Raw genomic sequence first — 22,970 nt, forward strand, 5'->3', positions numbered from 1 at the left:
CGCTTTTCTATGTAACCTGCCACCTCAGTAGAGAATGGTTAAGTTCCCGCAGTCGTTTTGCGCTGAGGTGGCATTAATTTAAAAATAGCATATGGGGGTGTTGGAATCAAGCTAGTGTACTTGTTCTTCTTCAAGCTCAAGAGGATCCATCCATATAATAAAATCCGTCTGCTCTCCATTTGAAAATGATTGATTTCCTAGTGTCTGTTCTAACCTTGTATGTTCTCCCTCATCGTCATACGACACATAGGATGTTTGTATTTGCTGGTTAGGATTGCTGATTGAGAACGTTGGAGTTAAAGCTCCCAATTGATTGTATAATTTTCTCCATATTTCAGGAACAGGCTGAACCCCATAATCCCGGCTTACCTCAACTTCTTCTTTCGCCATGATTTGAGGAACATAGCTCTGATGTTCTCCTGTCACATGGTAATTGCGTTCCCTTTTCATATAAAAGTCGATCTTATCCACATCATCATCAGGATGTAAATGATAGATGATGTAAAACGTGTCAGGGTCCTCAGGGTCGATTTTCCATAATGATGGTTCGCCTCCATTATCCGAAGCCCCTATTGTCCATTTACCGTTCTCAACTTTCCACACACTCATCCCCCGATGACCATCATCCGTAAGAAAAGGAAAAAAAGCGTGGTCGTCACCGACTTGCTGACGATCAACGATTTCTTCTATTCTCACTCCGTCAAGGGAGGACTCTATTTCCTCTTTAATGGCGCTGTTTTCAGGCAGGTCGCCCGGTCCTGGAGAATTGAATGTAAAAATAATTACAGCGGTCAGTACAACAACTAACAGGAGGGTACCAATTATAAGTTTTTTCTTCTTCATGTTATTCGCCCTCCTTTAGTACCGACTGCTCTGTTCTTACATATAGCTGGTCTTCCGCTGTTTGAATGAGAAGACCTTTCCCGTCTTTCTCCACAAAAGTGACCGCTTTCAAATTGCTTCCTGATTTAGACTCGAATCTCGATAAAATATAAGGGAACCTCTCTTTCTCCTCACGATCCTCTATTTCCCGGTGCCACCTCATACTGTCAAACTCTTTAACCTGAGCATTCTCCATTTCCATTTCTAATCGTTCATTATGTAAGTTTCTTTGGTCCGCTGATTCATGAGTCAGGTGAACTTCTGCGTCCACTGTGTTAGCTAAATATGTTGATGGATCACTTTTATCATACATAAGGTTGAATACGAGCGGTGTATGCAATCCTGTTAATAAAAAAACGTAGTTAGCCAGAAATCCTACCCATGCATAACGGCGATATACGAGCCACCTGTCTTCGTTCCTTCGTTTAATGAAAAAATAAAGGATGCCAACGCCAAGAGGCAATATCGCCAGGCTCACAGAATGCCCTTGAAACTGAAAATTAATGGAAAAAGAAAAAATCCCCACCATTGCAGCTAGAACTGCTTTTCCCATGTGAGGTTTTTCAGACTGTTTCTTATAAATGATAAGCAGCAAAGAGATAATTAGAACACAGGAAATGATTTGAAGAATAAGTTCAGGAAGGTTCCACGACCACTCAAAATTAGATATCATACCTATCCCCTCCTTTCTTCTGATTATTTTACCAGAAATGTCCTGTACGATTGAGCTATAATTAAGAAAAAGGAGGTCATATATTTTGCAAGCAGCTATATATCATGAACAGGTAGAAGCCTTACTTAGGCGTTTACCCCTGGTTCATCCCCAACGCAGCGCTGTTGAATCCATTCTTAAAAGGCAGGAAGCTGGATCTTACGGTGAAGATTCACTGCGATACTGGCTCACTCACCTCTCCCCTGATGAATTCCACTCGATTTACTACGACGTACGTCTCCCTTTACTCAATGATTCTGTTGTCCAAATTGATGCGCTTCTTTTGAATGAAAAATATATCCTTTTATTAGAAGCTAAAAACCTGGCTGGAAAAAATATATTTGATCTCGATCATCAGCAGTTAGTTCGTGTGGTGGACGGAGTGGAAAGCGGCATGCCAAGCCCTTTAACTCAGGCCGATCGGCAGCTCGCCCATCTTAAAAATTGGCTGCTTGAGCAGGGAATTCCGCTGCCGCCAATGGAAGCACTCGTCGTTTTTACTAATAAAGGAGCAATCATTGATTTTACAGATAAGAGTGATCCTAAAGTCAAGCGGGTGGTTCGTGTAGAAAATTTACCGTGGCGAGTCCGCGATTTTGCGAATAGCTGTTTAGAAGTCGTGTTAAGCAGAAGGGATCTGAATCTTATAGAAAAAGCCATTGTGAATCAACCACCCGAACAAAAGAAGAAAGTATTAAGGAAATTCAAGATTGAGCAGCATGAACTAATACGAGGTGTCATTTGCCCTGAGTGTCAATTTGCAGGAATGAAGCGGCTGCCGGCTAGGTGGTGCTGCCAACGTTGCAGTCATATATCTAAATCCGCTCAACTGGAGGCTTTACGTGATTATGAACTTCTAATCGGAGATCGAATTACTAACCGTCAGCTGAGAGAATGGCTGCTGCTTTCTTCAGCTGATACAGCCAGGAGGATTTTAGTGGGGTTGGGATTGAAGTCGGGAGGTGCAGATAAGAATAGATACTATTGTCTCGAAAGCTTTAAAAAGTAAAGTCGCGGCTATATTTTGATTTTCGCGGCGATACTAAAAAAATCGCGTCCAATTTCTAATTTTCGCGGCTATTTTTTAAAAAAAGCGGGCAAATCAAAATTTTCGCGGCTAACCTTTCTCCATCGCTTCTCCCCAAACCAAAAAATTCCCTTCTATTACCATAATCCTCCATAATTCCCCTTTATATTCACAAAGTTCACAAAAAAATTAAGAATTCGCCCATTAAGGCTAGCACCTTGAGCTTCTATGCTTTACTATGAGAAGGGGCAGACTATTCTGTCCAACTTAAATAAATGATTATTATTTGAAACCATCATAGATCGAATTTCAGGAGGGTCCACGTGTTAGAATATAAAGTATACAGCAAAGTCAGTGGCAAAGAAGATTTAGTGCTGCTTCACGGCATGGGCGGGAATTCTAACATTTTCTATAAACAGTTGAAGTATTATCGAGAGCATTTTAACGTGATCACGATTCACTTACCAGGACATGGAAAATCACCAGGGTTACACACCTATGGAGAAGGCGCCTTTTCACAAGAGCTTGCAGCCCAAGAAGTGATTAAAACACTTGATCATTTAAATATTCAAAAAGCTCATTTTGTCGGCGTGTCTCTTGGTTCTATTATTCTTCACCATATGATGAAGAGTCACCCAGAGCGAATTGCGAGTGCCGTTCTTTCAGGAGCCATTACCCGGTTTAATCTTTTTTCAAAGTTTCTTCTCTTTGTTGGACGTACGATTAAATCCATTACGCCGCATTTGTGGATTTATTATCTTTTCGCTCATATTATTATGCCTAGAGCAAATCATAAGGCTTCAAGAGATATTTTTATAAAAGAAGCTAGAAAAATGAAGCGGGAGGATTTTATTGGTTGGTTTAATTCGGTAAATAAAGTTGCCCGTAGTTATGACCTGGTACCAAAACTAGCTAAAAGTATTCCAAAGCTTTATGTTTCCGGCAGTGAGGATCATTTATTCATTAAGAACCTTAAAAAAGATATAAAGCATGATATAAATGCCACTTTCAAATTAATTGAAAAATGTGGTCACGTTTGTAATATTGAGCGCTATAAGGAATTTAATCAGGTTACCCTTGATTTTCTAAAAGGAAATCAAAGTGTAAAGTCTACGAAGCAAATTTCTTAAAGTACAGCTCCAGGAGTGAAGAATTTGAATTTATTTTTAACAGGATCGACTGGTTTTCTCGGTGGTAAGCTTATTAGTAATCTAATGCAAGATACGGACCACCATGTCTATGTATTAGTACGAAACGTTGAAAAAGGTCAACGCTTAATCAGCCAATTTACTGAAGAAAAACAAAACAGAATTCATCTGATTAAGGGCGATATTACCGCGCCTTATTGTGGTCTCTCTGAAGAATCCTTTAAAAATCTTCAGGACCAGGGCATGGATGGCTTTTATCATTCAGCAGCACTCGTTAAATTTGATGTGGAACTGAGTGATGAGCTGTTTGAAATTAATTATGAAGGTACAAAGCACACTCTTGAACTGGCAAAACTGTTAGGCGTGAAAAAGTTTTTCTACATTAGTACCGCTTATACAGTTGGCAAGAGCAGTCAAGGAGTTGAAGAACTCTATCCATTGGACGCAGAGTATCATAACCCATATGAAGCGAGTAAAGTACAATCGGAGCACTTAGTTTTTTCTTACAAGAATGAAATGGACGTCTTTATTTTCCGTCCGGCGATCATCGTTGGAGACTCAAAAACAGGTGAAGCTGATTCAGAATTTACGCTCTACGGGTTTATGCGGGCCCTTCACATTTTCAAACGACGAGTTGCACGAAAAAACCGAGGCGATGATATCATTAAGTATCGTGTCATCGCTAAGGAAGAAGGTACATCTAATTTCGTTCCCGTGGATTATGTAGCTGACATTCTTAGTTTAGCCGTACAAAAAGCAGAACCTAATAAAATCTATAACATCACAAACCCGAATCCTCCGACAAATACGGAAATTCTTAATATGTTTAAGTCCGCATTAAGTTTTAAAGAACTAGACCTTGTCGATCATGCAAAAAACATGGAGGATTTAACAGAAGAAGAACAGCAGCTTAACGCGATGATTAACATTTTCCGTGTCTATTTAGCTGGTGATGTTACCTTTGATGATTACAATACGCAAGAGCTTATCAAAGGGACGAACGTTGAACATCTCAACCTATCCCCAGAAACGCTGCAAATGATTATTGATGCCTACTTTAAACATTAAAAAACTCGAAGAATCATAAAGATTCTTCGAGTTTTTATTATGAGGAAGCATACCCTTCCTGAGTCGATTTCTTACTGTTTAAGAATAAAGAAGTAATCAGCATCATAACTAAGAAAATCAGTACAATACTAAATCCGCCTTTCTGACCAAATATATCAGAAGCCAGTCCTACAATATAACCTGCTATACCTCCGCCGATACCAGATGCAATATAGATTAGCCCTAATGCAGAACCACTTGTTTTAGAAAGCTGGGTCCCAAAGGCCGTCGCAGTTGGGAACAGCGTGGAGAAGAACAAACCAGCACCCGCAAACAAATATGGAAAGCTATCTGCAAATAAGAAACTAATGCCTACCATTGCTACAGATCCGGCAGAGAACGTAATCAAAATCATACGCTCATTAATCCAATTGGATAGATAAGCTACAGCCAGCCGGCCAATCATGAAAAAAACAGAGAACAATGAAAGGATGGCGGCTACCATATCGTCTTTTTCCGCAGTTGACAATCCACCTAAATCAAGCGACTTCAAATAGGTTGGGAAAAAGTTCGTAAATGAAACTTCTGCTGACACTTGAAGCATAAGGAATCCCATAAGAAATACAAACTGAGCATCCTTCAACATCGGAATAAAAGCCTTCAAATCAATGCGCTCGGCTCTGCCTGAAGGGAATGCTACCGATGTTACATAAATAATAACCGCCACTAAACACACGGCAATGCCGATGTAAAACACACGCCAAGAAGCAAATTGAAACATGAAGTTTAATAACTGCGGGAACAGAACCATCCCTAAACCATAAACTCCCATAGCATAGTTAAACATTTGCCGCTGCTTATCTGGATACGCTGCAGGAACGATGGCATTAGATGCTACGCCTAACGACCCTAAACCAAAACCAACAATCATATAAAACCCTAAGAAGAACATAATATTAGGTGCTAACCCTGTACCCAGGAAACCAAGTCCCATAATGATGGAACCGACAATTGTCATTGCCCTAAGACCTTTTTTATCGGTGTAATAACCAATAATGACACTGGCTAACGTGAACCCAAGTTGGAAAATGAACACGATTAGTCCGAACTCGTCCATATTCAATCCAATATCTTGTTCTACCTTATCTAATACAATACCTTTCGTATTCGTTACTCCACCGGAAATAAATTGAGTAAACATAAGAATAATTAAAGCATGTATACTTTTTCCTTTAGTCATGATGACTACCTCCTGAATGGTTCTACTTTACTGTATAAAAATAATTCCATTCGGAGAGATACCCGATCATTATATTAGTAAAACGATGATTCTTTATGTAAGCGTTACTTTATAAAAGTTCTATTTTTCAAAAAAATCTGCCCTGGGTAGAGGAGCCACTGAAAGAGTCCTTTTTCATCCAAAAGAGCTTTTAAAGCATGTAGGGGAACCCCTCAAATTGCTTGCCAGTGGATGCTTGCCGCGGGCACGGCCTCAGTGGTCAAGAAGATCCCTTGACCAAGTGGATCTTCGGCTCGCGCTGTTCCTGCGACGCACCGGACGTGCTAGTGTCGATGTTGGCCATAGGACGTGGCCGGTTTTATTAATCGACCATGCGTCACCACCGAACGCTCCTGATGGCATCAACAGAAATCAATCTAAAAACCATTCATATGTACAAGGTGCGATACCGATTTTCAGAGCTATGTAAGAGGAAAAGCGGTCTGTGTGGAAATTAAATTCTACACAAACCCCTTTTTAAAATTTCAGCTTTCTTCGTCCTACAGTGTTTGAATGGTCTTTAGGAAGAGGACAGATTTTTAAAGGTAATTAAGTTTATTTCCGGTGTATTAAACACTCGAAAATTTAAAAAAGGTATAAAATTACTTGCCCCAAGACCGCGGCTTACATATTGCTGTGTATCTTCATACTCCCACAGCCCACTCACCCTGTCACTTGACGGCAGCAGTCCTCCCCTGGAATGCCAAGGCTCAGGGACAAACAGTGCTCCTATAAAAGGAACCCTTATCTGCCCGCCGTGATAATGACCAGCCATGATTAAATCAAAATCCCGCCACACATATCGCCCACTCTGCAATTGTTCAATTCTCTCATCGACTACTGGATAATGATTTAAAGCAACTAACAAATCGTGATTCTCCTCATCCAACGTGTGGATTTCTTCCGCCAAACGGCTATGATGCTCGCGATATTCACGCGTGTGAGCATATTGCGGAAGCACTCTTCCTTCCGCAACCACAACTCCCTGATCAGGATGTAATATCGACATTTCAAACATATCAAACCTTACTCTTGCCCCGTCCTTTTCAAAATAAGAAGCAGATTCAAGCAGGGAAACTCCACGTTCTTCCATCCCCTGTACAAATTCATTCAACACATAATTGTTTTCAGAATCGATGTAGTAATTTTCAGGATCAGCATTTCCCGGGACATAAAGTGCAAATTCCTTATTATCAATTCCCTCAATCAGGTTGTAAAAAGGTTTGTAATTCGTGCTGTCTTCCCCATTTAGCATATCCCCAGTAAAAACAATAACATCATATTCTAAACGATTAATTGATTGAATAATTTTTTCTTGATTTTGTCCAAAGTTTTTCTCATGTAAGTCCGTGATTTGGAGAATCGTAAGACCTTCTAATTCGCTGGCCAGGTCTTGTATTTCTACTGTTTGTTCAACCACTTTAACTCGTTGGTTATCCCATATGAGATAAATAGCTGAGACAAGTATTAACACAGTTACGATCATTAGCATTTTTCGCACGACCTTTTTCACTTTACAGTACTCCTAATGAGTTGCTTTTAATTGGTTTTGCAATAAATGACTGAACATGCTTCGTTTTTGTTCAGCTAATTGAGTAAAACCGCCTCTTTGTACAACTTTACCTTCGTCCAATACTACCACTTGATCCGCACTTCTTATAGTAGAAAGACGATGAGCAATTACGATAATAGTCATCTTACCTTTCAGCTTTTCAATTGCTTTTTGAATATTCGCCTCATTTTCTGTATCAAGGGCACTAGTTGCTTCATCCAGGACTAAAATAGATGGTTTTCTAAGAATCGCGCGCGCTAACACAAGCCGCTGCCTCTCCCCACCGGATAATTTAATCCCGCGATCCCCTATTAATGTATCGAGTCCTTGAGGTAACGACCTGACAAAATCAGCCGCAGAAGCGAACTCCAGCGCTTCCCACAGTTCATATTCCTTTGCTTCAGGTAATACAAGCGTGAGATTCTCTCTTATACTAATATTAAATAAAAACGGATCCTGTGGTACATAACTTATCGCCTGTCGTAGCGATAACAAATTATCGCTTGTTAACGGCTGATCATCTAAGATTACTTCACCTTGCTCAGGTTGATTTAATCCCATTAACAAATCAATAAGCGTACTTTTCCCTGCTCCCGAACGCCCCACAAAAGCCGTCATTTGGTTTGCCGGAATGGTAATATTGATATCTTTAAGTGCACAATCTGATTGATCTTGATACCGAAAGGATACATCACGGCATTCTATTCTCTCGCTTACAATTAAAGGACTTACACTAGATAAATCTGTAGTGTGTTCACAAGCCTGCCTGCATTCCTGCTGAAGAGCTTCTACTGCTCTTAAAGATGGTAAACTAGTGAAAATCTGCTCCAAAGAAGCCTGGATACCTGCAACCTTAGGCCACAATCTGGAGAAGATTACAATTACCATCATCAATTGAGCTGCCTGGGCATTAAACATGGTAAAAGCAAAGTAAATAAAAGAAGCAATAATTACAGCTGATGCTGCTTTATAATAAAATTGAGAAGTCGTTTTAAGGTGAGTATACTCAACCTGTTCCTTTTTAATTTGTTCCGTAATAGATTCATACCAATTCATCCGAGATTTTTCTAATGTATTACTTTTAACATCTTTTATCCCATTAATCTGCTCTGTGATCCCCCCGATATATCGGCGGCCAAGTTCGAAGTTTCGGTTACCTAATGCTAAAGATCTCTTAAGAAATCGACGATTAAAAAATAACAGGACTAATCCACAAAATAACACGAAGATCGTAATGTTAGGAGAAAGAATAAATGCCAAACCAATTTGAATACATGTAAAAATAAGCGAAGCTAGAAACTGGAGAACAGAATGGGTACCTGCATTAGCCCGGCCAATTTCAGTTGTCAATATATTAATAAGATCAGACTTTCTGTTACGAATAAAAAAACTCCAATTGGAATTTAAAATCGAACGATAGGTTTTCACGCGCAAATGCCTTAAAAATCCTTGTTGTATAATGGCATTTCGCACAGCAATCCTGCGGTTAATCAGATTTTGACTGATCACGATCAGTACAAAAACAGCTAAGATTAGAGGCAGACCAATAGATTCAGGGATACCATCTAAGAATGTAAACAATCCGGCAAACGGTAAGTTCCCCGTTCCAAGATCAATAATTCCACTCATACTAATCATAGGAACCAGCAGTAAAATTCCTACCCCTTCAAGCAGGCCAATACCAGCCATAGCCAGCATGTTAACGTATAGTATCTTGCCAGAAAAATCATGGATTTGCTTTAAGAAATAAAGAACGTGGTTCATAAAATACCCTCCCTTCACTTAAACTAGACTTCTTGTTTTTCTCCATCCCCATAAGAATGGACGCAATGGAAAGTATAAAAAATGAAGATTTTTCGGCAATGGCAATGTTTTTGCATCTTGGGGATAAGGATATAAAAAACTTAAAATAAAATACACTCTTTGCTGAAAAGACATCAATGCAAATAAATGGCGTTTGTGATATTTAGCTACCTCTATATCCAATGGTTCAGAATGTAGATTAATCATAGACTCGAAATAGTAAACAGCCTGTTGCGCTAATTTACGGGATTTATTTGTTTTCTGTTTAGGAAGAGTTTTACTAGAATTAAGAAATAATTGTTCCACTAATTGTATTGCTTGAAAACCTATATGCTTATTTCCATATTTCTTAAGCAATGTAGACGTTTTTTCCCCTTCAAGCTCCATTTTCATCATTTGATGTATATCTACGATCCAACGCAGACGAGACCACCCATGTCTTGCCCCATGAGATGCAAGAAATACAAACAGATCCTCTTTGCTAAGTATGTGAATTGGATGCTTCGAAAAGTTCATACTTCTCTTGCGATCCCATAATTCCGAAAATCCTGGTTCTCTTCCAGGCCCCGGGTTTAGACGCCAATGAACTTCTACTTTTACTCTCGTCACAGGATGTATATAAGTAACATGGTGATGCCGCCATTTCCAATCATTTAAGATCGTTTCAATATAATCATCTTTCTGATACCCTAAGTCTAGTAATAACTTTTCAGCCTCAGGTAATTGATTAATAGGAACTAGTACATCTAAATCGTTGGATGTACGTAAAGATAAGTCACCATATAAATCTAATGCGAGTTGAGGACCTTTAAGAAATAGAATTTTCAGCTGTTTTGCTGAGAAGAGTTTACTCAACTGCCCCATAACATTACTTAAATGGAGCATCTGAAAGGTATTTCTCTTATAATCAGCAGCCACAGTTTGTACCACGCGCTCAGGTACTATTTCGGCCTTGCACCACTGTAACTTTTTATAAAGAACAGGATAAATACGGTGATGTCTAGTCTGTTTTATAAATACATCCCAGTTAATGCCATGAAAAAGAGATCGGTCCATGTTTTCGACTTGGTCAGAAGTCTCACATTCAACAAGACTGATAATGAGTTTAAGTTCGATGGGCACTTTAGATAAATTCAGACTTTGCCTCATGGTGACGTCCTCCTACCCGCTTAGCAAATTTACCTACTACTGTATACTTCTCCATTCCCTCAGCTCCAGTAATATAATAAGCACCACAACGGAGCCAGGCATGTGCAATCATTTCACCACTTTCATCACGAGCTGTACCGAAGTATAACGTACTGCTCAACTGACGCCGTTCCAGCATCTTCATACCCGCAATCGCTTTAACCATACACTGACTTTCCCAAAAAGTATATCGACTAACGATTTGAATAGATTGAGAGATTTTTGCCAGTTCTCTTCGTTCGAATAATGAGTCAGTGCTTGTCTCTTCTGAAGCTAACCCAAGAGTAGGCGCCAGCCTTTCAAAAGGAATGCTTTTTTGGTAGCGAGCCCAGGCAAGAAAAAGATAAGCTTCTATCATAAGCTTTTTACTACTGAACTCCATTTGTAGAAACGCTCTCAACTTGTTCATCTTATAATTCCCTTCTAGAAAAAGTTATCGATGGACTTCAATTAATCCCTCTTCATCTAGTTTGTTTATAAAAGCGGTGACCTGGCCTTCGCACTCAGTGCGCTCTACCTCATATTGAGCGAGTAAAGAATCAACAACTTCTTCTATTGCCACAGGGGATTCAATTAATTCCCAAATCACTCCCCCCATTTCTCCCAAGTTATAATATTTACCATTCTCAATACTTAACATGACTTTCTCATTCCCCATATCACTCACTATATTTCCTTCAGATTGACTGACTAATAGGTTCAGTGGCAGTTCCAATTGTTTTTCCAACTGTAGTCACCTCCAGTTTTGATAAAAGCAGATCGGTTATTTCATGAGCAGTAAATCTCGAATTAGGTCGCTTCAAAGTATATAAGTCTGTGTAACTGCAGATTTGCGCAGTTACGCTGAAATGCCAATCCAGCAACCCCATTCGTGAAATCATAAAATTCCGATACGTGTGATTAAAAATAGTGTGTAAACCTTGAAGTTTTTCAATGTGATCCAGCTGAATACATTCGCCATCCACTTTCTCTAACTCTATTATCCCTGCTAAAGGAAGCTTTTTTGAATAAAACTTATCTTGCACTGGTATCGCAAATTTGGATTCTCTATTAATTATTGGCTGATATCCTGATGAATTTATGCCAAAACCATCTAGACTCTCCTGCCACAACTTCTGCTGCGGATAAGCGGGCGTTACCATAGGCACTCCTTCTTCTACAGTCACAGGTATAACGTCATCACTAACTAATTGAAACCCTTTATTCAAAAACGCTGAAGCCGTTGTCGATTTTCCTGCCCCAGAATGACCTACGATAGCAAAAGCTTTCCCATCTATCTCTATAGCACTTCCATGTAACGGAAGGATATTGCGCTGCATGAGTAAACTCCCCATACATGTACCTAAAATATAAAGACGGAGTTGATCCTCTTCTGCCTCTTCAAAAGCATGGAAATAAATGCGCTCACCATTCTCAATCTTAAAAATGGCTACATTAGGTATTCTAAAAAGGCACTCTTTTGGCTCAACTAAAAAATTTCGATTGGGAATCGTTTTCTCATTCCATTCATCTAATAATTCTTTTTGTTGAATGTAAAGATCAATGTCGGCTTTATGATTAATTTCCGATAGCTCCGGAAAAGATAGTTCACTCATTATATTAAATCCGAAAGCCGTGTACATTATTTGTTTCGAAGTGACAGGCATGACGGCTCACTCCTCCTCTTTTAGGAAGTGCCCCTACCCTCACAAGAGCAGGGCACATAATCCTTAACTACCTAAGCAACTAGCGTTTGATTGCCCGGGATGTGTTTCCCCCCTAGGTGCTTCCCCTATGTCAAAGCAATCAGCATTGGCATTACCCGGACCATTCATTGTCATATTGACATCTAATACTTCTAATAATGGCTGTTTCCATTCTTTCAAAATTCCATCACCTCCTTTCTTTCTATCGATTTAATAAACCTTGATACAATTAAGCTGCGAGTGAGGAGTTTAAAGTCTTCTTCAAATACCATTTCCGGCCTAGGAATAGTTCCCAGCCTATTCCTCGCTTCTCTAATAAGCTTTATATTTAGAATTCCTGTTAATTCAGAGTTGCTGCAAATACAATCAACTTCATGCAGAAACTCTCTCCAACTATCAGCCATTCGATGAATCGTATCTGCCCCCTGCAATCCCCGTACATGATAATTCAACCTCACTTTTTCAGGAAGAATGCTCTTAGTAGCTTCACGTATAAATGAACGATCCACCCCATTCCTCACATACAGTTCATGTGGTAAAGATAAGCAAAATTTAATAACATTAATGTCGTTTGTAGGATCGCGGTTCCAGAGCCCATAGCGTAAAGATAAATTTGTTTCTGCTACACCGCTTTTATTCCATACATACGGCTTTTGAAAATAATCTTTTCTGTATTTAGTCAGGTCTTTTATAGACTCAGGATATACACTGTTGTTGTAATCGAATAAGCGATTATGAATGTCTGTTTTTTCGGCTAGTGAAGGATTAATTAGTGAAGATAATAGACTTTCTGGCTCTGGGCGTTTAGATGGGTTAGGAATAGCTTTTCTTGCTAAAATAGGCAATATATTTGATTTCCCGGTCTTATAAGTCTGAGTAAACTCATCAAGCTCTCTATAAAGCTTTTTCCATTTCCCTCCCTTTAGTAATGAAGTGTAATATTCCATATTTAAGTTCCACGACCCCCAGGAGATGGAGTGATTCCCTCTAGCTCCATTCAACAGAACCTTAATCCCTCTTTTTTGCGCCTCTTCATTAATCCCTTTAAGCCAATACGTATTTTCAAAGAATTTATAAGGCATTTCCATTAATTCAACAAATTGATCTACTTCAGATAAAGGACCTCTTCCCGCAAACTGAAGAAAATGAGAATCGATGTTACCTACATGGTTTATCGTTTCGTTTATTAAATCTTCTTCATTCGGCATGTAATAATTAGGCGTCCAATCTTCAAAAGTACTTTCTGGAATATAACTAAATGTATGGAGCACCTTGTCTTCTTTTTTTAACTCTCTAGCCGCAAAGCTAACGACGGATCCAGAATCCAGCCCTCCGCTTAATTGAGATCCCACGCTCCCAAAGGTTCTTAAACGCTCTTTAACAGCACGTTCAAAAACTTCATGAAATGCCTCAGTATAGTCCTTTGGAGAATTTAATTTTAATTCTTCAACCTCACCAATAGCGTCATATTTCTTAAGCGCTACGTTCCCATCTTGAACAGTAATACTATGCGAAGGAGGTACTTGGTGTATAGATGTATAGACAGTAGAAGTCATATCCACCGCTTCTATCATAGTAGGTATGGAAAGAAACTCACCCAACCAAACCTCATTTATCTCCTTCTTCACAAATGGCAGTAAGAACAAAGGATCCATAGTTGTAGAAAATCCAACTCTCTCTAAGTCATTGTAAAAGTAAAGGGTTCGAGAACCAGAAAAATCTCTAGCCCCAAACAGCTTCTGCTCTGTTTCATCCCAAATCATAAATGCAAAATCACCAACCAAATGTCGGGGCAATTCTTCTTTCCACTTGCTATAAGCTAACAGAATGAGTTGACTATCCGAAATCAGCTTTCCTTCTGTTTGGGGAATTCCTAACTTGGCAAAAAGCTCATTTCGATTATCAATAATGGCATCAGCTGTTATAGCTAGTTTTCTTTCGTAATCGTAATAAGGTACGACTTCATTTATAGATTCAGGAGTTATCCATTGAGCGTGGCAGCCGAGAAAAACGTTGTCCTTTACCCAAGTTCTTGTATCATCTGCTGGGTATTTTCGGAAGTTATTCATGATATTTAGAACCTGGTTTTTTAATATAAGCTGGTTATTGAAGTGAATTAGTCCTGCTATTGCGCTCATTGAATAAACCCCTCTCTATATACAGATATCCAAATGAAAATATAGGCCCTGCTAAGAGGGCCTGCTCAACATATCCAGCCACTTAACTGTAGTGGTCTGCGTCTTCTGGATCAGGGTCATTTTGCTCTGTGTCTTCTATACGCAACCCAGGCCCAGCCATTGTTTGATTAATTTCTAACTCTTCCAATAACGGCTCTTTCCATCTTTTTCTCACATTATCACCTCCTTTAATTTGATTTGTTTTAAGAATCTATAAATGATTAAACATCTCATCAATACCTTAAAATCAAAGTCAAAAATCAATTCAGGTTTTGGCTCCCGTTTAACTCTGTTAAATGAGTGACTTAATACTTTCAAGTCAACATATTCACCCATAATAGGATCTTTAAGTAAAGTTTTAATTTCACCCTTAAAGACACTCCACTCAGGAGCCATTCTTAACACTCCATCTGCACCTTGTACACCACGGTATTTAGAATTCAATCGGACATTATCAGGTAATATACCTTTAGTAGATCTGCGAACGATAGAACGTCCAACCCCTTTTTGGACATACTGTGAATCCGGTAGTGATAAGCAAAACTGAATAACGCGCACATCATTCGTTGGATCACGGTTCCATAAACAATGCTGTAGAGAGAGCTTTGTAGCGCTAGTACCGTTTCCCCAATAGTAAAGCTTTTTAAATTGATTGAATCTCGCTTCATACGTGTCAGGGATCATTTCTCCAGTAATGCTGATATTTTCTGCTCTAAGACGATCAAATACACCAGTTCTATCAGCAAAATCTTGGCTAATAACCATAGGAAAAGAATAGGATTCCATACTATTTAGTTTATTATTTATGGTGGGAAAAGCTCTTTTTAATAAAATAGAGAGAGTTTTTCTATTACCAGTTTCCTTAACAAATCTATATTGGTTTATTTCTTTAATAAGATTGACCCATTTGAATCTTTTCAATAGTTTAGTGTAATAATCAAGCGGGCTTCCCCACGATATCGTATAGTTCCCTCGCGCTCCGTTTAGTAAAGTACTAACCCCCTGTTTACCAGCCATTTTATATATTCCAGACATCCAATACGAATTACCAAAAAATTTATAAGGCATCTCTAGGGTGTCCAGCCAATAATTCATATCTGTTAAAGGACTATCATGTCGAAAACTGAAATAATTGTCATTAATATTTCCAACGTGCTTTACAGTGGAGTGGATAAATGGTCTTTCGTCTGCTATTCTGCTTTTCGGAGTCCAATCGTTAAAATTATCAATGGGGACATAACTAAATGTGTGCAGGGTTTTACCTTTGGCTTTTAAGGAATTAGCAGCGAACCCTGCAACTGTTCCAGAATCTAATCCTCCACTTAAATGAGCACCCACTTCCTTAGTAGATCTTAACCTTGCATCCACCGCTTCATTAAATACTTCTCTAAACGCTTCTTCGTATTCTTCATTAGAATTTAACCTTAGCTTCTTAATTGAATTGAAATGATCATATTTCTTAAAGGATGTTTTCAATTTAGTTATTGTAATAGTATGTGAAGGTGGGATTTGATTAACTTGATTGTAGACTGTTGAAAACAAATCTACAGAGTTAAACATATCAGGAATCGCCAGATAATCAGCTATCCAGTCTTCGTTAATATCCCTTTCTACATAAGGTAAGGCTAGTAGTGGATGAATTGTGGTACAAAAAGCAGACCTATAGTGATCCTGAAAATAATACAACGTTCGAGATCCTGAAAAATCCCTAGCCCCAAATAGCTTCTTCTCTCGCTCATCCCAAATCATAAAAGCAAAATCACCTATTAAATACTTTGGAGAATCATCTCCCCATTTGTGATAAGCAAGTAAGATTAATTTACTGTCCGGCATATTTGTTCTAAGTGCTTTGCTCACACCTAAGGCATTAAATAATTCTTCACGGTTATCAATAATAGCATCAGCTGTTATACATAATTTTCGGTCTGAATCATAAAATGGTAACTTCTCACCCACCTGTTCAGGAGTAATCCATTGAGCATGGCAGCCTAAGAAGATATTGTGATCATGCCACTTTTGCACATCATCAGCAGGATATTTTTGTAACGATTCCATCATGGAATTACTATGCATCGTAGATATCGGATCATTATTAAAATTTAAAATTCCAGCAATAGCACTCATAGGAATCCCCACTTTTTTATAAATAAATTAAATTCTTTATAACGAACGATTGTGTGTAATAATTTGTTTATTACAGTATTTAAATCACGTTTCACATACTTTCATTCTATATAAAGAACTTATCATACTTTTATAAAGAACACAATATTAAAAACTAATATTTCTTGTTATTTTTTCAAAATTTGCACAAATAATATAGAATATAAAACATGAAAAAAAGTACTGAGATTTCAGTACTCTCTTTCATGTTTTAAATACTTCAATCTGCAATTAGACCGTACGGTTTAAAGACAGCTTTTTGACTTTTATATTCCCAAGTAACCTCCCCATCTTCCTCATTTCCCGATGTGTGTGTCGGAGCTGAACCGGATGAGGTCCCTGCATTCACTGCTTCATAAACAAGGCCGTTATGGTGGATTATACTTCCAGCATTATAATTCGTAGAAGGCTGCCAACTTAAATCAGTTGCTGTCCCCTCCTGGATACAAATCCACCCTATATACCCGCCAGGCTCTAAGTTTGCCTCTTCTAACTTTTGTCTATATCTAAAGTATCCCGACGTGGGTGCTGAAGAAACAATAAAGTAAGGATCTTTAATTCCATTGATCAAATTATTACATAATATAAGATTTTGGTTGTTAGGATTTATCGTTGTGTTTTCTAAAACATTATCCCTAAACTGAAAATCAGGTATCGGGAATTCCGATAAAGGCATGACTTGCATTGATAAACCTGACGAAGTAAAAGTATTGTCTTTTACAAGAAACTTTTCACATGAAACAAATCGTGAAGTAAGCAGCGAGATAATATTGTCTGGATTATCATCGGAAGGGGCCATATTAAAGCGGTTATTAATAAATTCCACTTTCCCATTCATATCACGAAAATATACAAATCTATTCTGAGTACTGTTAATCTCACACTGTTCAAACCTTAAAAGGTCCATTGGTTGATCATAGCTTGCGAAAAATTGTGCTTCATTAAATATACAGTCTTTGAATTCATATTTGTAACCACTTGAATTAACTCTGAATTGTAATGGTGAATCCAGGTCTGCACAGTCAAAGTAGCACCCTCTATACATGCCTGGAGCAATAGTTACCCCTAATGTTCCAGGTATAATCTTTAAAAAATTGTTGATAAACATCCAACCATTTTGATCTGAATAATTGTAGATTCGTGCTTCATCTAAAATATTGTCTTGAATCATCTGAGGAGTTCCCGAAGTCTGTAAATTATTACTATCACTTGAATCCGAAATGTTATTGGAATCTCTAAAAAAATAATTTGAATTCACTAGCGATGTATAAGCTATTTTTTTATCTAAGCCTAAAGAACTGTTATAGAAATAATTATTGCTAATTAGATGTCTCCCTGAACTCCTTGAACCGACTGAAGAGTGAAACATTGTATTTCCGCTAAAAAGTGCTTCCCCCTGAAGATCCCAGCTAGAAGAATTAATGATATTATCTTTTATATGAACTTGCCTGCACTCACCCCAGACAGTACTTTGCCCCAACCTTTCCATATAATTGCCATAGAAGTAAACATGTTGCGTGCTAACAAATGCAACTCCAATTCTGGAATCATAAAAGTGATTATTGTAGATTCTAATGTTTTGGTTTAACCCGTAACCATCCTCCACATCTATAATACAACCTGGAGAAGCTCCCCTGATGTGGTGAATTTTATTTTCGCTAATATACAAATGCTTCCCTGTGGGAACGACTCCACATCTGCGAGCATGATGAAGATCACATTTTTCAATATATACATACCTTGGACATAAAGATACACATAAACTTAACGCTGTTCCATCTTCGTCTGACGGAAGTGTACCTTGATAGTAAGACAACTTGATCTTTGTAGCACCTTCAGGGATTTCAATATCATCAAATACTTTAGCCCTCGTTAAGGAATCAACAAAGTTGTTATTTTCATCATAAAAAATGACATCAAAGGTTTCACTCTCTATATCACGGCCAAAATCTCCCCAACTATTCCCACATACGTTAAAAAAACCATAATTATTAATGGCTGCATTTGGTAAAGAGATATAACCATTGCTTCTAATCCTTGAAGATTCGCTTACCAATTCACCATTATTCGTATTAATACTCCCTTGCTCCCAATGATCAAATGCCCTCATATCGTAGAAATTAGGTAACGCTTCTGTATAGATACAGTCACCTGTAAAATTGTAGATATTAAGAAAGTCGATATGAATATATCTTGAGTGGTGTTCGACTGTAATCCCCATCCCCCACTCGTGAGTTCCTGAGACAGTTTCATAATCGTGAGTGTATCTATCGCCTTCAATTTCTCCATTGGTTATCCTAATAAAATCAGAGTTATTTTCAATCAAGATAACAGTATACCTTTCAAGACCATTATCCTGTATACGAAGTTTTGAGCCACCTAAGTTAAACGTCATTCGGCTGGGTATTAATATTGGATTATTTTCATCAATCAGATAAGTCCCATCCGGTAAAACAAATTCATCGTACCCCATTTGACTTGCCCATTGAAGAGCATCATTTAAGTGTTGAGAAGTATTAACAGCATCTGTTCCCTCGTTAGATACTTCCCATTTCTCTAATTCAAGAGTATAACTGTTGGTAATGTCGGGAACAACCTTCCAACTACCGTTTTGATATGCAATTAGTCCTCGCTCATTAACATCACTAAAATCAACATCCTTAATATCTTCTATTGAAAAGTCTGCGAACTTTTGGTCAATACCTGCTAATTTACTCTGTAGGTTTTGAGTCTCATTTACATACACAGCTTTTGAAACAGTTAAAGGATAAATAAACTTGTCATCACAATTATCTTTTAAGCGATTAATTTTCCCTAGCACATCTTCACCCCTGGATTAGTCGATCTCAACAAAGCTGTGAGATCCATTTATTGAAGCATCATGACCATTGCCTGATTGATCCAAAACATTGCCTTCCGAAGTATCATATTCAGCAATTAATACATCATCATGAAAAACTTCAATATTATAGATATTTCCCGGCATTGAATTAGAGCTATTCGAGCCAAATAAGGTAAAGCTGCCACTTTTTGGTGTACTTAAATAATGTGCAATTTCACAATATTCTCCAATTGGAACGTAGTTACCTAAGTTACCCGGAATTTCATTTCCGTTAATTACAATTTTTTCTATATTTCGTTTAGCTCCTGACATGACTGAGTAACTTCCAGAACCTGAATAAAATAAATCTCCGTTATCCTTAACTGAAATAAGTGCATTTACCACAATTTTATTGTACAGCGGAAGAGAAGACGGTGCCCTAAAGAAGCTATCGACTCCTGACATTTGCAAGTAAAATTCTACAGAAGCTGTTCTTACTGTAAAACTAACCCCTGAAGACTCATTGTTATCTTGGTCAACTGCTTTAATAAAAAATGTGTACTCTGTATCAGCATTTAAAGATGTAACTTGAAAGCTTAAGGATGAAGTTGTTCCTAACAAGTTCTCTTGCAAATATATGTTATATTCTTTAACGTCACTGGAATTGCTAGCAGTCCAGTGCAAAGTCAGGCTTTCTTGGAGTACATTTGTAACATAGATATTATCCACTTCATTAGGTGGCTGTGAGTCCTCTATTTCCACCAATTCTGATCCTTCCACCCAGTTTAAAGTAGAAATATCATTACATACGGTTGAATCCAATTCCTCTTCTGTAATGTTAAAATTATTATTTGTAATGCTCCCATTTTTGTCTGAAATTTCTTTATCTGTTTTGCCTTTGTTCAACCAATCAGTTACAGAATTTAAAATTCTCATTTAACCTCTCCCACATCCTTTTGAACCAATTAGTTTCAGTATATGAATGCAGCGGTTATATGAGAATTATTTTTAACTATGACAAGCCTATCCTTTATCCATTAAATTGTGAATTAATGACAATATAATAGGTATACCTAAAAATTATAATTAAGGTAATAAATATTCATCTTTATTATAATATGGTGACTACATTACTGATTTCTTTTGTTTAGATTGGGTAGAAACCAAATGGCCTCCATTAATTTCAAAAGTTGTATCACAATTTTTAATTGTACTTAGTCTGTGAGCTATAATAATTAATGTTTTTTCACCTTTTAAACCATCAATCGCTTTCATAATTTCTTTTTCTGTTTCATTATCTAATGCGGAGGTGGCTTCATCCATAAATAAAATTTCCGGATTATGATATAGAGCTCTAGCTATACCGATACGTTGGCGTTGACCGCCGGATAGCCTTACTCCATTCTCCCCTACCGTTGTATTTAACTGTTCGGGAAGGTCTTTCACAAACTCCTTTAACTGAGCTTGTTCTAATGCCCTCCAAACTTCTTTATCATTTATTTTTTCACATTCAATTCCAAAAGCTACATTTCCTCTGATGGTATCATCTGATAGATAAATAGATTGGGGAATATAACCAATTTTTTGCTGCCATAAAGATTTTTGACTCTTTAAGCTTTCTCCATCAATTTTTACTTCCCCTTTTTCAGGTTGTAATATCCCTAAAATTATATCAACTAATGTAGTCTTTCCAGCACCAGAGGGACCTACAAAAGCTACTGAATCTCCAATAGGAATATTTAGTGACACATTCTCTACGCAATAATTATCTTGTCCTGGATATTTAAAAGAAATCTTCTCTAATTTAATTAACTTTTTATAAGTTCTTTCTCCTCTATTAATAACATCATTTCTAATTCCTAATTCACTTATAGAAGATTTATCATCTTTCTCTCCCAGTAAATCATTATAAACCACCGATAGAGCAGGTTGGCTGTATCTAATAGCAGTAACCATCGCTACTACACGTGTTATTGAAGGCATTAACCTAAATGCAGCCATAGCAAATAAGGCCATCGTTGATATAATTTCAGATGTATTCTTACCTTGAAGTATAATAATAACCATAGTAATAAGCACTACAAAAACTAGTAAAGTTTCTATAAATAATCGCGGGACTTGTTCTAACAATTTCATATACCGACTATTGTTTGCTTTAATCTGACTTTGCCCTTTATATGCATTTATAAAAAAACTTTCTTTACCTGTTACCTTAACTACTTTACTTGCTCCCAAACCTTGGTTTACCCACTTGATCATCTTACCTGAAACTTTTTGCTGTTCATTACCTAAAGAAGATATTTTTTTTCGAAAAACTCTAAAGAAAATAAAAACGCTTACACTCAATAAAGTAAAAGCTGTTATTGTTGCAATTGGAGATGTTATAAATAGTAAAGTTAACACACAAACAATTACTAATATTTCAGTAAACAGTTGAAAACTAGACATAATTATACCTTGAAATACTTTTGGTACTTCTGAATTAATATTTCTAAGTAAATCGGAAGTGTTACGTTTCAAATGAAAAGTATATGGTTTTGTCAGATATTCTTGAAATAAATCTGCTGACAATTTAACTTGCTGATTTAATATTACTCGAAATTGTGTGTAGTTAAACAATAATAAATATAAGTTTTTCGATACAAATACTAATAAAAGTACGATAACTGAAAAAATAATAAATGTATTATTACTATTAAAATTAAACAAATCATATAAGTATCCAAGTATGAATTGGTCGTGTATTAGATCTGGACTAGTTACGATTCCTACAAAGGGTACAATTAAACCTATTCCTATGGTTTCTACTATTGCTGCAATTATCATCATTCCAAATAGTAATAAAAACTTCTTTTTCTCATGTCTATTAAATAAAGTTTGTAATTTCCTAAAATTCTTTAACATCTATTTCACTCCCGTAAGAAATGTTATTTCTTCAACTAAAAATAGTAAGTCTCAGCTTAATAATTTTCCTATTTTAACTTTTAGCCTGATTAGATAATATACTAGCTTTTCCCTTCTTAACTGGCACATAATTTTCAATAACTTTGTAAATATAGAAGAACATAGGTAATACGGTATATCGTTAATAAATTCTCCCTCGTTAACTATTTTTGAGATCATTTGTAACTTTTTGTAGGTTGGAAGTGAACTATTCACAATATTTTCCAAAAGCAATAGTGTAATACCTACATATTGGTCCCTTATATTTTCTTGGGCACTAAATAAAATAACTTTAATTCACAACACCTATCTAAGAAAAGCTACCTATTAAATACGATGTAATCATAAAATTATTCTCTAAAATTTTGAGTTAATGAATCTTCTCTTCTAACGAAATAGTTATATAAAAGGTTGAGGAGTGAAAACTGGACTATTTAGTAAAGGTAGTAGCCTAAAATTTAAAATCATATAATCATATCTTCACTGTGATTTTTATCTTCATCGAACCCTTTATTGTGGTTACTAAATAATGATTTTTTGTAT

The 22,970-nt window shown here is 37.1% G+C and carries 18 protein-coding genes and 1 pseudogene; 3 read left to right on the forward strand and 16 right to left on the reverse strand.

Annotation, left to right across the window (positions count from 1 at the left end):
* Positions 1–111: 111 nt before the first annotated feature.
* Together ACGTNH_RS16445 and ACGTNH_RS16450 are read right to left on the reverse strand one after the other, a co-directional pair.
* A complete protein-coding gene (locus tag ACGTNH_RS16445) occupies positions 112–843 on the reverse strand; it encodes a hypothetical protein (RefSeq protein WP_394588022.1) in 732 nt (243 codons plus the stop codon).
* Between the two features lies 1 nt (position 844).
* Positions 845–1,555: a hypothetical protein gene (locus ACGTNH_RS16450; RefSeq protein WP_394588023.1), complete on the reverse strand. Its 711-nt coding sequence runs from the start codon at positions 1,553–1,555 to the stop codon at positions 845–847.
* 85 nt (positions 1,556–1,640) lie between these two features.
* Between ACGTNH_RS16450 and ACGTNH_RS16455 the strand changes: the two genes are divergently transcribed.
* The 3 genes from ACGTNH_RS16455 to ACGTNH_RS16465 all read left to right on the forward strand — a co-directional run bounded on the left by ACGTNH_RS16455 (position 1,641) and on the right by ACGTNH_RS16465 (position 4,837).
* Positions 1,641–2,603 carry a nuclease-related domain-containing protein gene (locus tag ACGTNH_RS16455; RefSeq protein ID WP_394588024.1) on the forward strand — a complete coding sequence of 321 codons (963 nt, stop codon included), beginning with the start codon at positions 1,641–1,643 and terminating at the stop codon, positions 2,601–2,603.
* 341 nt (positions 2,604–2,944) lie between these two features.
* Positions 2,945–3,751, forward strand: coding sequence for an alpha/beta fold hydrolase (locus ACGTNH_RS16460; RefSeq protein WP_394588025.1), 807 nt, complete (start codon positions 2,945–2,947; stop codon positions 3,749–3,751).
* A gap of 24 nt (positions 3,752–3,775) precedes the next feature.
* Positions 3,776–4,837 carry an SDR family oxidoreductase gene (locus tag ACGTNH_RS16465; protein ID WP_394588026.1) on the forward strand — a complete coding sequence of 354 codons (1,062 nt, stop codon included), beginning with the start codon at positions 3,776–3,778 and terminating at the stop codon, positions 4,835–4,837.
* A gap of 37 nt (positions 4,838–4,874) precedes the next feature.
* On the opposite strand, the gene ACGTNH_RS16470 is transcribed toward ACGTNH_RS16465, so the two are convergent.
* From ACGTNH_RS16470 to ACGTNH_RS16535, 14 genes and pseudogenes are all read right to left on the reverse strand, one after another.
* Positions 4,875–6,056 (reverse strand): MFS transporter, encoded by a 1,182-nt coding sequence (locus tag ACGTNH_RS16470; RefSeq protein WP_394588027.1) that lies wholly within the window; start codon positions 6,054–6,056, stop codon positions 4,875–4,877.
* 559 nt (positions 6,057–6,615) lie between these two features.
* Complete coding sequence (locus tag ACGTNH_RS16475) at positions 6,616–7,608, reverse strand: metallophosphoesterase (protein WP_394588028.1); 993 nt, start codon at positions 7,606–7,608, stop codon at positions 6,616–6,618.
* A gap of 12 nt (positions 7,609–7,620) precedes the next feature.
* Positions 7,621–9,411, reverse strand: coding sequence for an ABC transporter ATP-binding protein (locus ACGTNH_RS16480; protein WP_394588029.1), 1,791 nt, complete (start codon positions 9,409–9,411; stop codon positions 7,621–7,623).
* 18 nt (positions 9,412–9,429) lie between these two features.
* Entirely contained in the window at positions 9,430–10,599 is a 1,170-nt protein-coding gene (locus ACGTNH_RS16485; protein ID WP_394588030.1) for a nucleotidyltransferase domain-containing protein, read from the reverse strand.
* Complete coding sequence (locus ACGTNH_RS16490; protein ID WP_394588031.1) at positions 10,574–11,047, reverse strand: lasso peptide biosynthesis B2 protein; 474 nt, start codon at positions 11,045–11,047, stop codon at positions 10,574–10,576. The genes ACGTNH_RS16485 and ACGTNH_RS16490 overlap by 26 nt, the downstream gene beginning before the upstream one ends.
* 24 nt (positions 11,048–11,071) lie before the next feature.
* Positions 11,072–11,365 carry a lasso peptide biosynthesis PqqD family chaperone gene (locus ACGTNH_RS16495; protein ID WP_394588032.1) on the reverse strand — a complete coding sequence of 98 codons (294 nt, stop codon included), beginning with the start codon at positions 11,363–11,365 and terminating at the stop codon, positions 11,072–11,074.
* The gene (locus ACGTNH_RS16500) at positions 11,316–12,284 is read right to left on the reverse strand and encodes a phosphoenolpyruvate carboxykinase (ATP) (RefSeq protein WP_394588033.1); all 969 of its coding nucleotides are present in this window, start codon (positions 12,282–12,284) and stop codon (positions 11,316–11,318) included. Before ACGTNH_RS16500 ends, ACGTNH_RS16495 begins: the two co-directional genes overlap by 50 nt.
* A 138-nt stretch (positions 12,285–12,422) precedes the next feature.
* Positions 12,423–12,506, reverse strand: a pseudogene (locus tag ACGTNH_RS16505) (paeninodin family lasso peptide); the annotation flags it as partial.
* The gene (locus ACGTNH_RS16510; protein WP_394588034.1) at positions 12,500–14,461 is read right to left on the reverse strand and encodes an asparagine synthase-related protein; all 1,962 of its coding nucleotides are present in this window, start codon (positions 14,459–14,461) and stop codon (positions 12,500–12,502) included. The pseudogene ACGTNH_RS16505 and the gene ACGTNH_RS16510, both read right to left, overlap by 7 nt.
* A gap of 82 nt (positions 14,462–14,543) precedes the next feature.
* Positions 14,544–14,675 (reverse strand): paeninodin family lasso peptide, encoded by a 132-nt coding sequence (locus tag ACGTNH_RS16515; RefSeq protein ID WP_394588035.1) that lies wholly within the window; start codon positions 14,673–14,675, stop codon positions 14,544–14,546.
* Positions 14,672–16,624, reverse strand: coding sequence for an asparagine synthase-related protein (locus tag ACGTNH_RS16520; RefSeq protein ID WP_394588036.1), 1,953 nt, complete (start codon positions 16,622–16,624; stop codon positions 14,672–14,674). Before ACGTNH_RS16520 ends, ACGTNH_RS16515 begins: the two co-directional genes overlap by 4 nt.
* Positions 16,625–16,883: 259 nt before the next feature.
* Entirely contained in the window at positions 16,884–19,484 is a 2,601-nt protein-coding gene (locus ACGTNH_RS16525; RefSeq protein WP_394588037.1) for a hypothetical protein, read from the reverse strand.
* A 15-nt stretch (positions 19,485–19,499) separates the two neighbouring features.
* Positions 19,500–20,420, reverse strand: a complete 921-nt coding sequence (locus tag ACGTNH_RS16530) for a fibronectin type III domain-containing protein (RefSeq protein ID WP_394588038.1) — start codon at positions 20,418–20,420, stop codon at positions 19,500–19,502.
* Positions 20,421–20,609: 189 nt separating this feature from the next.
* Positions 20,610–22,388, reverse strand: a complete 1,779-nt coding sequence (locus ACGTNH_RS16535) for an ABC transporter ATP-binding protein (RefSeq protein WP_394588039.1) — start codon at positions 22,386–22,388, stop codon at positions 20,610–20,612.
* Between the last annotated feature and the right edge of the window lie 582 nt (positions 22,389–22,970).

This window comes from Halobacillus sp. B23F22_1 (genome assembly GCF_043497005.1).
Lineage (GTDB): Bacteria > Bacillota > Bacilli > Bacillales > Halobacillaceae > Halobacillus_A.

Coding starts and splice junctions, on each gene's coding strand:
- ACGTNH_RS16445 (WP_394588022.1), bottom strand. CDS start 843: ATGAAGAAGAAAAAACTTATAATTGGTACCCTCCTGTTAGTTGTTGTA.
- ACGTNH_RS16535 (WP_394588039.1), bottom strand. CDS start 22,388: ATGTTAAAGAATTTTAGGAAATTACAAACTTTATTTAATAGACATGAG.
- ACGTNH_RS16485 (WP_394588030.1), bottom strand. CDS start 10,599: ATGAGGCAAAGTCTGAATTTATCTAAAGTGCCCATCGAACTTAAACTC.
- ACGTNH_RS16480 (WP_394588029.1), bottom strand. CDS start 9,411: ATGAACCACGTTCTTTATTTCTTAAAGCAAATCCATGATTTTTCTGGC.
- ACGTNH_RS16470 (WP_394588027.1), bottom strand. CDS start 6,056: ATGACTAAAGGAAAAAGTATACATGCTTTAATTATTCTTATGTTTACT.
- ACGTNH_RS16530 (WP_394588038.1), bottom strand. CDS start 20,420: ATGAGAATTTTAAATTCTGTAACTGATTGGTTGAACAAAGGCAAAACA.
- ACGTNH_RS16500 (WP_394588033.1), bottom strand. CDS start 12,284: ATGCCTGTCACTTCGAAACAAATAATGTACACGGCTTTCGGATTTAAT.
- ACGTNH_RS16520 (WP_394588036.1), bottom strand. CDS start 16,624: ATGAGTGCTATTGCTGGAATTTTAAATTTTAATAATGATCCGATATCT.
- ACGTNH_RS16510 (WP_394588034.1), bottom strand. CDS start 14,461: ATGAGCGCAATAGCAGGACTAATTCACTTCAATAACCAGCTTATATTA.
- ACGTNH_RS16450 (WP_394588023.1), bottom strand. CDS start 1,555: ATGATATCTAATTTTGAGTGGTCGTGGAACCTTCCTGAACTTATTCTT.
- ACGTNH_RS16490 (WP_394588031.1), bottom strand. CDS start 11,047: ATGAACAAGTTGAGAGCGTTTCTACAAATGGAGTTCAGTAGTAAAAAG.